At 42.9% G+C, this 13,387-nt stretch carries 9 protein-coding genes; 5 read left to right on the forward strand and 4 right to left on the reverse strand.

Annotated elements, in window-relative coordinates; translation table 11 throughout:
* Positions 1-42: 42 nt before the first annotated feature.
* The 4 genes from GVO60_RS07440 to GVO60_RS07455 all read left to right on the forward strand — a co-directional run bounded on the left by GVO60_RS07440 (position 43) and on the right by GVO60_RS07455 (position 7,887).
* Complete coding sequence (locus GVO60_RS07440) at positions 43-3,576, forward strand: hypothetical protein (RefSeq protein WP_159652500.1); 3,534 nt, start codon at positions 43-45, stop codon at positions 3,574-3,576.
* Between the two features lie 9 nt (positions 3,577-3,585).
* Complete coding sequence (locus tag GVO60_RS07445; RefSeq protein ID WP_159652502.1) at positions 3,586-4,497, forward strand: OmpA family protein; 912 nt, start codon at positions 3,586-3,588, stop codon at positions 4,495-4,497.
* A 77-nt stretch (positions 4,498-4,574) separates the two neighbouring features.
* Positions 4,575-5,426: a mechanosensitive ion channel family protein gene (locus GVO60_RS07450; RefSeq protein ID WP_159652504.1), complete on the forward strand. Its 852-nt coding sequence runs from the start codon at positions 4,575-4,577 to the stop codon at positions 5,424-5,426.
* A 376-nt stretch (positions 5,427-5,802) separates the two neighbouring features.
* The gene (locus GVO60_RS07455; protein WP_159652506.1) at positions 5,803-7,887 is read left to right on the forward strand and encodes a PTS sugar transporter subunit IIC/EAL domain-containing protein; all 2,085 of its coding nucleotides are present in this window, start codon (positions 5,803-5,805) and stop codon (positions 7,885-7,887) included.
* A 52-nt stretch (positions 7,888-7,939) separates the two neighbouring features.
* Here the strand turns inward: GVO60_RS07455 and arsB are convergent, their stop codons facing one another.
* Together arsB and GVO60_RS07465 are read right to left on the reverse strand one after the other, a co-directional pair.
* Positions 7,940-9,010, reverse strand: coding sequence for an ACR3 family arsenite efflux transporter (gene arsB, locus GVO60_RS07460; protein WP_159652508.1), 1,071 nt, complete (start codon positions 9,008-9,010; stop codon positions 7,940-7,942).
* Between the two features lie 79 nt (positions 9,011-9,089).
* Complete coding sequence (locus GVO60_RS07465) at positions 9,090-9,431, reverse strand: ArsR/SmtB family transcription factor (RefSeq protein ID WP_159652510.1); 342 nt, start codon at positions 9,429-9,431, stop codon at positions 9,090-9,092.
* A 158-nt stretch (positions 9,432-9,589) separates the two neighbouring features.
* Here GVO60_RS07465 and GVO60_RS07470 point away from each other — a divergent pair, with 158 nt between their 5' ends.
* Positions 9,590-12,340, forward strand: coding sequence for a M16 family metallopeptidase (locus GVO60_RS07470; RefSeq protein WP_159652512.1), 2,751 nt, complete (start codon positions 9,590-9,592; stop codon positions 12,338-12,340).
* Positions 12,341-12,389: 49 nt separating this feature from the next.
* On the opposite strand, the gene GVO60_RS07475 is transcribed toward GVO60_RS07470, so the two are convergent.
* Together GVO60_RS07475 and GVO60_RS07480 are read right to left on the reverse strand one after the other, a co-directional pair.
* Positions 12,390-12,650 carry a hypothetical protein gene (locus tag GVO60_RS07475; RefSeq protein WP_159652514.1) on the reverse strand — a complete coding sequence of 87 codons (261 nt, stop codon included), beginning with the start codon at positions 12,648-12,650 and terminating at the stop codon, positions 12,390-12,392.
* A gap of 81 nt (positions 12,651-12,731) precedes the next feature.
* A complete protein-coding gene (locus tag GVO60_RS07480; protein ID WP_159652516.1) occupies positions 12,732-13,349 on the reverse strand; it encodes a PGAP1-like alpha/beta domain-containing protein in 618 nt (205 codons plus the stop codon).
* Positions 13,350-13,387 lie beyond the last annotated feature (38 nt).

Here is a 13,387-nt window from a genome sequence, read left to right on the forward strand (position 1 = left end):
GGATAGAACAATCAAAATAATGACACGATTGGTGGGAGAATTATGAATACGTTAAAAAAGACTCAACTTGCAGTGTGTATCCTAGCCGCCATTCCAGCCATGGTAGCGGCGAAGGATACGAGTCAATTACAAAAACTCGACACTAATACAACGGGTATTGAAGTCGAAGCACATAAACAAGACGATAGCTCGCGAATCTACTTAGATCAGGGCGCTATCTGGGCGAGTCGCGATATCACACGTTTCAATCCGGTGTTGGACGTCAGTGTGGGTGACGAGCTTGAGGTCACAGAAGGCAAGCTTCAAGACGATGTGAACTTCACCATTAGCTCAAATTACAGCTACTACATGGATCGCTATCAAATAGAGATCTATCGTGGTGAAGATCGTTCATTATCTCAACCACTGAAAATCATCGAAGGCACAGAAGTTGCCAATGATATCGATGTGGTTTGGGATGGTACAACGGATATCGATTATCAATTTGCAGTAGGGAACCAGCTACAGTTTCGTTTTAAGGCTTGGGACAAAGACGGCAATATGGACGTGACAACCATAGGCGTGATTGACTTGGTTCGTCCTGACTCTGAAATTGATATAGACCGCAATGATGGTGAAGCGCAGATTTCTCGCAGCTTTGGTCGTGCGAAACTAATGCGCCACAACATTCCAACAAATGCTGGTCTGGCTAAATTTATTGGCACGGGCCTGAAAGGTGTCGATAAAGTAGTGATCGGCGAAGATGAGTTTGAAGTTGAAGATGGTGAGTTATACGCGGAGCAGTTTTTGCCTGCGGATGCGTACATGTTCCCGACAAAAGTGATCTTCGACAATGGTTATGAGCGTCGCTACCAACTCTATGTTCGCATCCCTGAAACTTACTACGTTCAAGCGGGTTTAGCCGACTTTTATATCGGTAAGAATCATGTCACGGGTAATACAGGGGCTTTAGGTGTTGATGACCAATATCAAGATGATATCTATAACCAAGGTCGGATAGCTTATTTCAGCCAAGGTAAATTTGGTGACAAGCTACGCGTAACGACACACTTCGACAGTAAAGATGGCCGGATTCAGGACATCTTCAAACATCCTTTCGCCGCTGACAGCTCCGATGTTTTTGACATCTTAGAAGACGATGATGAGCTCTACTACGGCAATTATGGTGATGGCGCGAATATTCATAAAGTGGTTAATACCAAAGGCAAGGTTTACTTGAACCTAGAGTATGATAAGTCGCAAGTTCTTTGGGGTAACTACAATACCGGTCTAACAGGTACCGATAATAACGATTACAACCGTAGTCTATATGGTTTCAAAGGCGATTATCGCACACGCTCCACAACTCAGTTTGGTGAAGACCGACTCAATGTCGTTGGCTTTGCAGCTTCGGCGGATTCTGCATTCGCACATGATGAATTGTTGGGTACGGGCGGCTCTTTGTATTTCTTACGTCATGGTGAAGTCGTTCCAGGCAGTGATAAGGTCTACGTAAAAGTGGTCAATAAAGACAGTGGTATTTCGGAAAAAGAAGTGTCACTGCAATCTGGTCGCGACTACGAAATCGATCCATATCAAGGGCGAATTATTCTTATGCGCCCGTTAAGCAATATCATTTCAGATAGCTTTGGCAGTGTTATTGATGACTCTCCAGCTGGTGGGTATGAAAACTACTTAGCAGTAGATTACGAATACGTTCCTCAAGGAAAAGATGCTCGAGATGCTATGACCTATGGCGGCCGAATAAAAGGTTGGGCCAACGATTATATTGGTGTTGGGGCAAACTACGCGACTGAAGAGCGTGATAACCAAGACTATGAATCATACGGTTCGGACCTAACTTTACGAGCGACCGAAGGCACATACTTGAAAGCGGAGTGGGCTCATAGTAAAGGTCGTCAGACTGATTCAAACTACGTCTCATTTGATGGTGGTTTAACCTTTACACCGATTGGTGGCGACTTGGAAGAGCGTGAAGGCGATTCAATTCAAGTGAAAGGTGTCGCGAGTTTGTATGATCTTGCGCCGACCATCTTTGGCGCGGTCGGTAACGATGTTAAAGCCTGGTATAAGTCTAAGGATGCGGGTTACAGTTATGCAAGCCAAAGTGACGACTTAGAACAAGAGTCCTACGGAGCGGAGCTTCGCCTTCAAGCGACGGATCGTTTGAGCTTCTCGACTCGCTACACGTCAATGGAAGAGACAGAAACTGACGGAACGAAAACCACAGATACTCAACAAGCAGAATTAGAAGGCCAGTTCAAAGTCACTGAACATGTCAAAGTTTCCGCCGCTGGTAAACAGATTGAAGAACTGAACAGTGAAAATGAAAAAGGCAAAGGAACATTAGCTGGTCTTAGAGCTGATTACATTTGGGATAGCGATAACAGCGTCTATGTTAAAGGCCAAACAACGGTTGATAAGTCAGATCAATATGATGATAACGACAGTGTCTCAGTAGGCGCTGAATTTAGAGTCTTTGATGATCTTAAGCTAGGCGCGCAATACACTACGGGTAATCGAGGTGATGCAACAGAAGCGACCGCGACCTATGACATTACTGACAACTACTCAACGTATGTGACGTATGAAGATGACACATATGAAGGTCAGAACAACGTGGTGATTGGCCAGCGAGCTGATTTAACCTCTAATGTCGATTTCTATCAAGAAAACCAATTTGTCGATGAGAATAACGGTAAAGGCCGTATTGACTCGTTTGGTTTTGGTTACGATATGACTGACGACATTGATTTTGGTATCGGCTATCAACAAGGTGAGATTGAGAAGAAAAACGAGATCGATCCAAGCAAGTTGGAAGTGACACAACGTAAAGCGATCACCTTCACGACCAACATTGATGTTGACGATGTATCGTTTAAAAACAAGATTGAATTCAGACAAGACAAAGGTAACGAAAACGTTGATCCACAAAAGCGCAAAGTCGATCAGTTTGTCACCACCAACCGCTACACCCATCATTTAACCGATGAGTATACGCTATTTGGCAAGTTCAACTACTCTAAGTCGGTTAGCAAATCGACTGACGAAACTTTGGCTCGCTTTGTTGAGGGTTCAGCAGGCATTGCTTATCGTCCAATCTATAACGATCGTCTCAACTTGCTTAGTCGCTATACCTACATCGCAGACAAAGACAATCTCGATCGTGATGTTGATTACTCGAATGAGGAGTCACATATCATAGAAGTTGAAGGGATTTATTCGCTAAATGCTAAAGTCGATGTTGGAGCAAAGTATGCCCACAAAGATAAAACCGAAGACTTTGAGCGCGCTTCTGGCAATGTGGAAACCGTCGAAAGCAACATTAACCTTTATGGTGTGAGTGCCTCGTACCACATTATTAAAGAGTGGGATGTGACAGGTGAGTATCACTGGAAAACTGATACACAAAACGATGAGCTCGAGCAAGGCGCACTCATTTCTGTGAATAAACACCTTTCAGATAACTTTAAAGTTGGGGTTGGTTATAACTTCTCAGGCTTTGATGGCAATCTGGCAAATGATGACGATTACGATGCGCAAGGTGTGTTTATCAATCTAGTGGGTAAGATTTAAGGAATAACCATGAAAAACAGTATCATTGGATTGTTGGTTGCAAGCTCTACTATGTGGTTAATCGGCTGCTCAACAGATGCGTATGTCAGTAAAGAGAACATCGACAAATTTGGTGATCCAAGGGTCGAAAAATTCTTGATTCAAGAATGTATCGTTCCTGAAAGAGATATTCGCATCGCGATGGCTTCTCACTTTGATTTCGATAAATCAGAGTTAAAAGAGCAGGACAAAGCATCGATTGATCAGCTCATTGATAGTATCCGTCATCTCCACGGCCAGGTCGCCATTGTTGCCCATACGGATTATCAAGGCAGTGAGGATTACAACGTGAAACTGTCACTGCGCCGTGCTGAAGCGGTAAAAGCGTACATGCAGAGCCAGTTAGAGGCGGAGCGTTATGACTGGGAAGTGAAGTACTACGGTGAGTCAAAGCCATTGGTATCAGGCACATCGACTCAAGCCAACGCAGAAAACCGACGAGCGTATGTCGTCTTTGAACAAACGCAGACCAAACAAGAAAACCCATTTTGCGATCCTCCAAAGCCAGAGCGTAAAGTGTTTGTTGCGATGACGTCTCACTTTGATTTTGACGAATCTGAATTGCAATCGATAGATAAACCGTCGCTTGATGAGTTTGCAGAGAATTTAAAAGGTCTAAATGGCCGCGTAATGATAGCGGGTCATACCGATTATCAAGGTTCAATTAGTTACAATGAGGCGCTTGCAGAGCGCAGAGCGTACTCTGTGCAACAATATTTGCAAACCAAACTAGATCCAAACCAATATGTATGGGAAGTTAAGTCTTTTGGTGAACTAAACCCTATTACACAAGAGCAGTCTGTGGATGCTAACGCTTTGAATCGACGTGCATTGATAGTGTTTAAAGAGGGGCCTTTACCTGAAAACTTGGTTGCGCCTTAGCAATTGTGAATGACATTATTTAATCTAACCAGAGGGGCATTATGCCCCTTTGATTCTAATAGGAAAGGGAGTAGAGCATGGAGAAAGTACAAGTCGTTATCGATTTTCTTCTGACTCACAAACTAATTTTTACAGCATTGATTATTGTGCTGATCTCGCTGATTCGTCGAATTGTTCTATATAAGATCCGCGGCGATGTGGCATTTGTTTCCGAAGAGCAGCGCAGCTGGATGTCCCGCACCAAAAATGGCACCTTTGTTATCACGGTGCTATTGCTCTTTGTTCTATGGCAGTCAGAGATTAACGAGTTTGCTCTCTCTGTTACGGCCATTGCGGTTGCGATAGTTGTGGCATCGAAAGAGATCATTCTCTGTTTTACCGGCTCTATCCAGCGAGCCAGTTCTCGCTCTTTCCGTATTGGAGATTGGATTGAAGTCGGGAAAATATGCGGTGAAGTGATTGAGCACAATATGATGGCAACTGTGATTCAAGAGATCGATCTTTATCATGGTCAATATCATTTCACGGGTAAAACGGCCACATTGCCGAATAGTATGTTTTTCACCTATCCAGTGAAGAACCTCAACTTCATGAAGCGCTACGTATATCATGACTTTTCAATTATCGTTCCTGGGTTTGTAAACCTTTATCCCATGGTGCCAGGAATGTTAGAAAAGATTGATGAGCACATTAGTTATTTCAGCGATGTTGCTAAACGCTACAACAGCATGATTGAGAAACATGCGGGTGTTGATTTGCCGGGCTCTGAGCCTCACATTCACATTACTAGTGGGGCGACGGGGGAACAAGTGGTGCACTTTATGCTGTTTTGCCCGACGGATAAAGCCACGCACTTGGAGCAAGAAATAAGAGCAGATTTCATGGCGCTTTATGAAGAACATTTTCCCAAGGAAGAGCCGAGTTCATAGCTACGCAAATCGTTTAAAACGTATCGTTAAGAGCGTCATTTTCTTATGGAAATGACGCTCTTGCTTTATCGGTTCAGCTAAATAGATCCTTTTGTCGTGACGATAAGGCGATTGATTCGATCTCATCAGTAAAAACAAGTATGTTGCGCCTTGTTGCTTATATCAGTTTTTAAGCGAAAATAGGACAAAATTCGCCCGTAAGACAAAACGATAGAGAAAGGAAATACTACTTTTATAAGCCTTAAGCTTCGTGAATGAAGCATATATCACCGTTCCTAATTGGTGGTTGTCGATTTGATGCTCAAGGTGCAAAGAGAGGCAAATCATTAGCTGATTAGGATTGTACCGACAACTGAAGTGACATTAGGCTTAGTCAATGAAGTTCTTAGTAAATAGTAAGCTGGTATATACGTTTTTTGCTCGTATTTCGGAGAATGCGTATGTAAACGGTTTATGCAATGTATTTGTGATGCTACTACCGGTTTCCCTGCTTTCTGCGTTTAGCATGTTAATCGGCAATGCCATCAATTTATTTGGCTACCCTGAACTCGCCAATAAGATTATTTTTGCCAGTACATTAATTTGGAAGATGTTTCCAATACTGTTATTGGTCTATTTCTCCCAGTTCCTTGGTCGTTACCATAAACTGTCACGTACGACTGTTATCACGCCATCTCTTCTGATCTACGTTATTTTGTGTAACGAGTGGGGCTTGCTGCATGCTGGGTCGGTGATTCCGTCTAACTATCCACTAGCGATTGTGACGCCTTTTATCGTCGCTTATTCAGTACGATGGTTATTACGTCGTCGCTGGATCATTCGCTCAGAGCTACCAAATGTTGTCGACCAGTCTTTGAATTTGGTTTTCGGTACCGTGTTGCTGGTTACATTTTATGTACTGGTTGGTTACGGTGTCGGCTACTGGTTTCAAACTAGCAGTTTTATTCAGAGCCTAATGCCACAGCTCGATACACACTCATTGTCTGATGCGATTTGGTATGAGTTTGCCAGAAACCTGTTTTGGTCGGTGGGTATCAACGGGCATATTATCTTTTCACCTTATAAATCGGAGCTGTATGCACTGACTCAATCAAGTTTTGAGCTCAATGCGCAGTTCGGCACGCCATTGCCTATTTTGACCAGCAACTTTTATGATATTTATGCTGCATTGGGTGGCGCTGGGAATACGATGAGTTTGGTGTTTTGCATGCTGTTTTTCTCTCGGAATAAGGGGTATCGCTCTTTAGCGCTTGCTGCCTTGGTATTGAGTATTTTTAACATCAACGAACCCATACTGTTTGGCTTACCGGTGATATTCAATCCGGTGCTACTGGTTCCATTTATGCTCGCGCCTATTGCAGGTATCTTGTTGGCGTATGGTGCAATTTCTCTTGGATTTGTACAGCCTGTTTCAGAGTTCATCAGTTGGATGACACCCCCTGTGCTCAGCGGCTATATGGCCACTGGAGGCGATGTGAGTGCCAGTATTCTCCAGCTTGTGATAATTGCCGTTGGCGTTGCGATTTATCTACCATTTTTTAGAAAGATGGACCGAGTGATTGGTAATCACGGCATTTTCTCGAAAAGCTCCTCTGATGAGTTTTTTAACTATGAGGAAGTAGGAAGTAATCGCAATATTTCTGGATTGTTCCCGCACATGAGTGGAAACTTAGTGGCGCAAAAAGAGATCAGCGATCTCCAGCAAAATGGTGATTTTGTTCTATTTTATCAGCCACAATACGATACCAAAAGGCAGTGCGTTAGCTCACTTGAAGTGCTGATTCGACATCGTTCTTATAATGGTGTCATCACACCCCCAAGCTTTCTCACAAGCTTTAATAAGCTAGGATTGACCTCTGATGTTGATCTATGGGTTATTAAGCAAGCGTTAAGCGAAGTAGCGCCACTAGCGATAGCAGAACCCAGCTTTAAGGTGTCAATTAATGTTTCTCCTGAGACTTTTCTTGTGCCGGAATTTGCCAAAACAGTGACGCATCTAATTGAGCAAAGCCAAGTACAATTTAACCAAGTTGAACTTGAAATAACGGAAGAGCTGTTGATTCAAGACGAGCAAACAACTTGGAGCGTGTTACAAGAGTTACGTAGTTTGGGCATCAAAATCGCATTAGATGATTTTGGTTCAGGTTACTCGTCGATTGGTTATTTGTGTAAGTTTGAATTCGACAAGGTAAAAATTGACCGCTCGCTGGTGGCAAACTTGAAATATAAAAATGGACGAGAAATGTTCAGATTGACCAGTGAACTCGTCCGTATTACAGGTGCAGAGATTGTCGTCGAGGGGGTAGAGTCCTATGAAGAACTGGAGTTTGTTGGCCAGCAAAATATCTCATTGATTCAAGGTTATTACTTCTACAAACCTATGCCATTTGAAGAGGTTACTCAGAATTCGATTTTCTGTTGTATGCAGCACAGTGCTGAAGCAGATTTAGTCATAGCCTAGAAATAGTAAAGGAGCCAAATCGGCTCCTTTGTTATATAGAGTAGGGGAAGGCTCATCTGGCGAGATTGAGTGAGTATTTGTTTTTAAGCTTCAACGCAACATTAACTAAAGCAATCAAAACAGGTACTTCGATGAGTGGTCCAATAACGCCAGCAAAGGCTTGGTCTGAATTAATCCCAAAAACAGCGATAGAGACAGCGATAGCCAGTTCAAAGTTATTACCTGTTGCTGTAAAGGCGATGGATGCGTTTTTGTCGTAGTCGATACCCAGCTTTTTGCCAACGTAAAAGCTAACGAAAAACATCACCACAAAATAGATCGCGAGAGGTACGGCAACTCGAAACACATCCATAGGTAGTTCAAGAATCATTTCGCCTTTTAAGCTGAACATCAACACAATAGTGAGAAGCAGCGCGATCAAGGTAATAGGTGAAATACGAGGAATAAAGACGTCGTTGTACCACTGTTCACCTTTTAGCGCGACAAGCCATTTACGACTTAAGAAGCCAGCAATGAAGGGAATTCCAAGGTAGATAAACACGCTTTCAGCAATATCGAGCATGGAAATATCAACAGCAAAGCCTTGGTAACCAAATAAAGGCGGCAATACAGTAATAAAAAGCCACGCCATGAAGCTGTATGTGACAATCTGGAATGCGCTGTTAATTGCGACAAGTGCCGCGCCATATTCTTTATTTCCACCACCGATGTCATTCCAAACAAGCACCATCGCGATACAGCGTGCAAGACCAATCAGTATGATACCAACCATATAGCCTGGATGATCACCCAGGAAGAACAAGGCAAGCACAAACATAAGAATGGGGCCGATTAGCCAGTTCATAATTAAAGAAAGCGTAATGGCCTTTTTGTCTTGTTTTACTTTGCCAAGTAGAGAGTAATTTACTTTGGCTAATGGCGGGTACATCATCAGAATAAGCCCAATCGCTAGAGGGATATTGGTACTTCCTACTGAGAGGGATTCATTCCATGTAGCTACTTGAGGAAACAGTGCCCCAATGCCCACACCTACTGCCATTGCGACAAAGATCCAGATGGTTAAGTAGCGATCAAGAAAACTCATGCTATTCGCTGCGTTTAGCGCTTTAGGTTGAGTGCTCATAAAATATCCTATTCGTTTATCGTCGAATTGCGATAGTAAGAGTGAAAATAATACCAGCCTAATATGGTGGCAAACTTAGCTAGTTAAAGATGGTAGAAAATAACGCATTGAAACCATCTATTGCCTCTTGGTTTGCGCGATAGCAAACTTTCGGCGGGTTTGGTTCGGCAATAATAAACTGCGCTTGTTTCAGAATTCTTAAATGTTCAGAGACCGTCGATTGTGCAAGGCCAAGCTCAGAAACAAGATCGCTATTTAGGCAGCCACCTAATCTATCCAGTGTGACCAAGATTTTCAGGATGCGCACGCGCGCTGGGTGTGAGAGTGCTTTCGCCTGCTGGGCAAATAACGCTTCTTGCTCTAGTTGAGCTTGGGTTGAAGAGAGCGCTTGTTGATTGGTTAATTTGCATTGATTAGACATAATTTAAAATAGTTAATCGTCGAATTGCGATTAAGTATACGTCGAAAATTAAATCACTGCAAATATGAGAAATTGCTTTATAAATCTTCTTAATTTTATAAACAAAAACATATGTTTGAGTTATATTTGCCTCTAAACCAATAAATAGAAGTATGGCTATGAGAATAATATTACTACTAATTTCCTTTGTTTTAATTGGATGTACTCAGCCAAATGGCGTGACACCGATAGAGCCTGATAATAATTGGGTGACAGGGCAATTGGAAAACGGCGTCAAGTACCACATCTATCCTTCGGACAACGAGCCTGTTTCTTTGCGCTTATTTATCCATGCAGGTTCAGCTCAAGAGACAGAACAACAAAAAGGGTATGCTCATTTTCTAGAGCATATGGCTTTCAATGGCAGTACGCACTTTACCTCAAACGACATGGTAGCCATGTTTGAAGCGGCAGGGCTTACGTTTGGAGCAGACATTAACGCGTATACCAGCTATTACGAAACCGTATATAAACTCGACTTACCAGATAACCAGCAGCTAGAGCCTGGGATGATGTGGTTAAGAGATATAGCAGATGGCTTAACATTGTCTGCATCTGAAGTCGAAAAAGAAAAAGGGGTAATTCAGGGCGAGATCCGACGCACTCGACATGAGCAAAAGAGCTTATCTGAAAAATACTACGATCACTTAATTAATGGGACTGCATTAGAAACGCTCGATCCCGTGGGTAATAAAGCGTCAGTAGCGAATGCGACTTCAGAATCAATCCGAGCTTTTTATGAGACATGGTATCAGCCACAGTACACGGAAGTGGTGGTGACAGGTGACATCAATGTTGAACAAATCGAAAAGCTTGTTCGGAGTAAATTTTCAGATTGGAAAGCGGCCGATTCCGTTGCAGACAACAGTATCGAGAAGCCTGCTCTAACGCTAACTGATTACACAGATACTATTGGAGAGTTTGACGCACCAAGCTTGAGCTTAGTGATCGAGCGTGCTCCTGCGAAAATTGATACACGTGAGCAGCAACTCGCATCTTGGTTAGATGAAATTGCCCTGCAATTGATTTACCAGCGCCTAGAAACGGTCTACCAAGATTCTGCTATGCCGTTACAAAGTCTAACAGTCACGCCTTACTACATGAACTATCAGCGCAACGCTTTGTTCTCATTGGCGTTTGCGAAAGAAGACCGACAAGCGACTCAAGATCTGTTTTTAGAGACTTTGGCGTCATTGCGTGATCACGGTGTATCGCAAACTGAGGCAGACAGCTCAATAGCTTACTACCAACAATTGCTACACGATATTGACTATAACTGGAGCCAGCAAGATGCGGTTACATTTGCAGAAGATCGTGTTTGGGCTATTTCAACCAAACAAAGCAGTCAATCTAAATTAGATTATCAACAGAGCCTTGAAGCATTGTTAAAAGTGGCTGATGTAGAGCGCGTAAATCAACAAATTCGTTCGATCTTAGACGATGAGTATTTTGTTATTTTAGGTGCTGATGAATCTGAATCCGTTGAACAGTTGGCAACGCAGATTTCCCCAGTCCGAACTAAATTAGCTGAAGAGGGCGCTAAGCCATTATCACTATTAAGTGTTGCTTCTGAACTGACATTACCGACAAAAGAGGGAACAGTACTTAGTCAACAAACGAATGCGTTAGGCTTCCACACTTGGCAACTTTCAAACGGTGTTGAAGTTTGGTTAGAAACCGATTCAACCATCGGCGACAGTGTGAATCTTGTCTACGCGAGTCAAGGTGGTAAAGCAAGCTTAGAGCCTGAGCTATATGCAGCGTCCCAATTAGCAATTCCGGTTGTAGTTCGTAGTGGTCTCGGTGAATTCAAAGGCAATGAACTTGACGCTTACTTACGTCGAAACAGTATCGAAGTTTTCCCATTTATCAATTTCACTCATCATGGAATCGAAATGGGGACAACGAAAGCTAAGATCGCTGATGCGTTTAACGTTATCTACAACATCTCAACCAATATTAATGTGGATGAACGTCAAATTGAGGCCATCCGCAAGGAGAGCTATCAAGATCAACAACGATACTTAGCGACACCTATTGGCCAGTGGGAGCGCGGAATTAACCGTAATAGCTATTTACCGACCAGTCGCCATGCATTCATAACAGCACCAGAATTGGCGACAGTGACAGCAGATCAAATTCGTCAGGTTCATCGCACCTTATTTACCAAGGATCGTGGTTACAAATTGGTGATAGTCGCTGATTTGACGCCTGAAGAGCTGACCCCGTTGCTGCGTCACTTTATCGCTTCAATTCCATTAGAAAGTGAAGAAAAGCCGAGTTTTAAAGTCGCATACAACCTAGATCCTCAGGTTCGTATTGATATGCCTGAATACAACGAACAAAATAGTATTTATCTTGTTCGAGTGACTAACCCGCAAGCTCAAACCAGTAGCGCGAAAACAGCGTTTATCGATGACATGATTCAGCGTCTTCTGTCTAAACGATTGACAAGCTATGTACGTGAAGAATTAGGTTTAGATTACGCTCCAGATGCCTACTCGGTGGCGCATGATCAAGAACCAAGCACGGATTGGTTAATTGAAGCGCAAGTTGCACCAGGAGATATCGATAAGATTGATAGTGCGATTGACAAAGTGATTGCGGAGCTACGTAGTGACGTGACTCAGAGTGAGTTAAATACGGTTGCGAAACAGTTAGCAGTGGCGCTCCATCCATTGAAAGATAAGCCTATCGATAGAACTTGGTTCTACACTCGTTATCTGATTCATGGCTACGGTGTTGAATCGTTAAAAGATGTAGATGGTATGACCGCATCTATTACCATGGAAGAGTTTAAGCAGCGTATTGAAGAAGCATTTGGTGTTAAAGCTCTTAAGAGCAAATACACATTAACGCCAGCTCAATAAGGTGCAAATAAAAAAACAGCCGCGAATAAGCGGCTGTTTTTTTAATAGATTATGGTTTGTTGAAACAACGTCCTAGCTTATGACCGATCGCAAAACTCACGATAGCGACGGTGATGAAAACGCCAATCGAGAAAGCAAAGCCGAGTATTTCTGATATGCCAAACCCCCAAACGAAAGAAAATACTAACCCTTGTAACGCTTCATAAGGCCACTGCCAGAAAGGGAAGTGTGAATCCCCAGCGAGAAGATAAATCAGCGCTATTAAGGTAAGTAGAGTAGTGGCTGAACCCCATGCTGTCGCTTTGTTCATAAATTCATCATCGTATGGAAAAAGCTGATTTTACTCTTTCTTTGTCAACGAGTCGAAGCTTGATTTGGTGCCTAATTAAACCTAGTGCTTAAACGCATCATTGTGAACAAAGTAATCAATTTGCTCAGGCACAAAAGCACTATAGATAAGGCTGGTATGAGTTTTAGGCACTTGTATATGATCACTCATTCCTTCTATTTTCGTTTCTTCAACCGTTACTGTGCCGTCAGAGGGCGCTCGTCTGTCCATCAGCAATAATGCTCTTGCTCCAATTGGCAAAGTACCTGCGATGCTGCCTAGCTTTTGCGGATAGTGCCATTGGTCATGGTGTTCTTGTAAACCAAACAGCGGTGAATTCCCGAGCAATGTTCCCATGCCTAAGCTTTGTAACCGCGTAACAATAGATGCGCCGCGTATAGGCGTGCCGATGGTAACAACATGCGAGATTTTATCAGTGCTAGGCTGTCTTGAGTGAAGGTATTGCTTAATGACTAAGCCGCCGAGGCTATGGCCAACTAAAATATTGGGCATTATTGGGCTTAAGGCATTATCGATCATGTTGAATAATCGATGTTGGTTGATAGCGACACTATTATAGGTCAATACTTTGGTTCGGTAGCCCAAACTTCTTAGCTTGCGGCTGAGTGGCTGCATGACCATTCCATGCATGTAAAGACCATGTAATATGATGATTTTCATACAATGCTCCATGGAACAAGTTGGTATAACAATACTGC

The sequence above is a fragment of the Vibrio atypicus genome (assembly GCF_009811315.1).
Lineage (GTDB): Bacteria > Pseudomonadota > Gammaproteobacteria > Enterobacterales > Vibrionaceae > Vibrio > Vibrio atypicus.

Bases quoted from the DNA above. Each gene is read 5' to 3' on its own strand.
- arsB (WP_159652508.1), bottom strand. From the start codon at position 9,010: ATGAGCACTCAACCTAAAGCGCTAAACGCAGCGAATAGCATGAGTTTT.
- GVO60_RS07440 (WP_159652500.1), top strand. From the start codon at position 43: ATGAATACGTTAAAAAAGACTCAACTTGCAGTGTGTATCCTAGCCGCC.
- GVO60_RS07455 (WP_159652506.1), top strand. From the start codon at position 5,803: ATGAAGTTCTTAGTAAATAGTAAGCTGGTATATACGTTTTTTGCTCGT.
- GVO60_RS07475 (WP_159652514.1), bottom strand. From the start codon at position 12,650: ATGAACAAAGCGACAGCATGGGGTTCAGCCACTACTCTACTTACCTTA.
- GVO60_RS07470 (WP_159652512.1), top strand. From the start codon at position 9,590: ATGAGAATAATATTACTACTAATTTCCTTTGTTTTAATTGGATGTACT.
- GVO60_RS07480 (WP_159652516.1), bottom strand. From the start codon at position 13,349: ATGAAAATCATCATATTACATGGTCTTTACATGCATGGAATGGTCATG.
- GVO60_RS07465 (WP_159652510.1), bottom strand. From the start codon at position 9,431: ATGTCTAATCAATGCAAATTAACCAATCAACAAGCGCTCTCTTCAACC.
- GVO60_RS07445 (WP_159652502.1), top strand. From the start codon at position 3,586: ATGAAAAACAGTATCATTGGATTGTTGGTTGCAAGCTCTACTATGTGG.
- GVO60_RS07450 (WP_159652504.1), top strand. From the start codon at position 4,575: ATGGAGAAAGTACAAGTCGTTATCGATTTTCTTCTGACTCACAAACTA.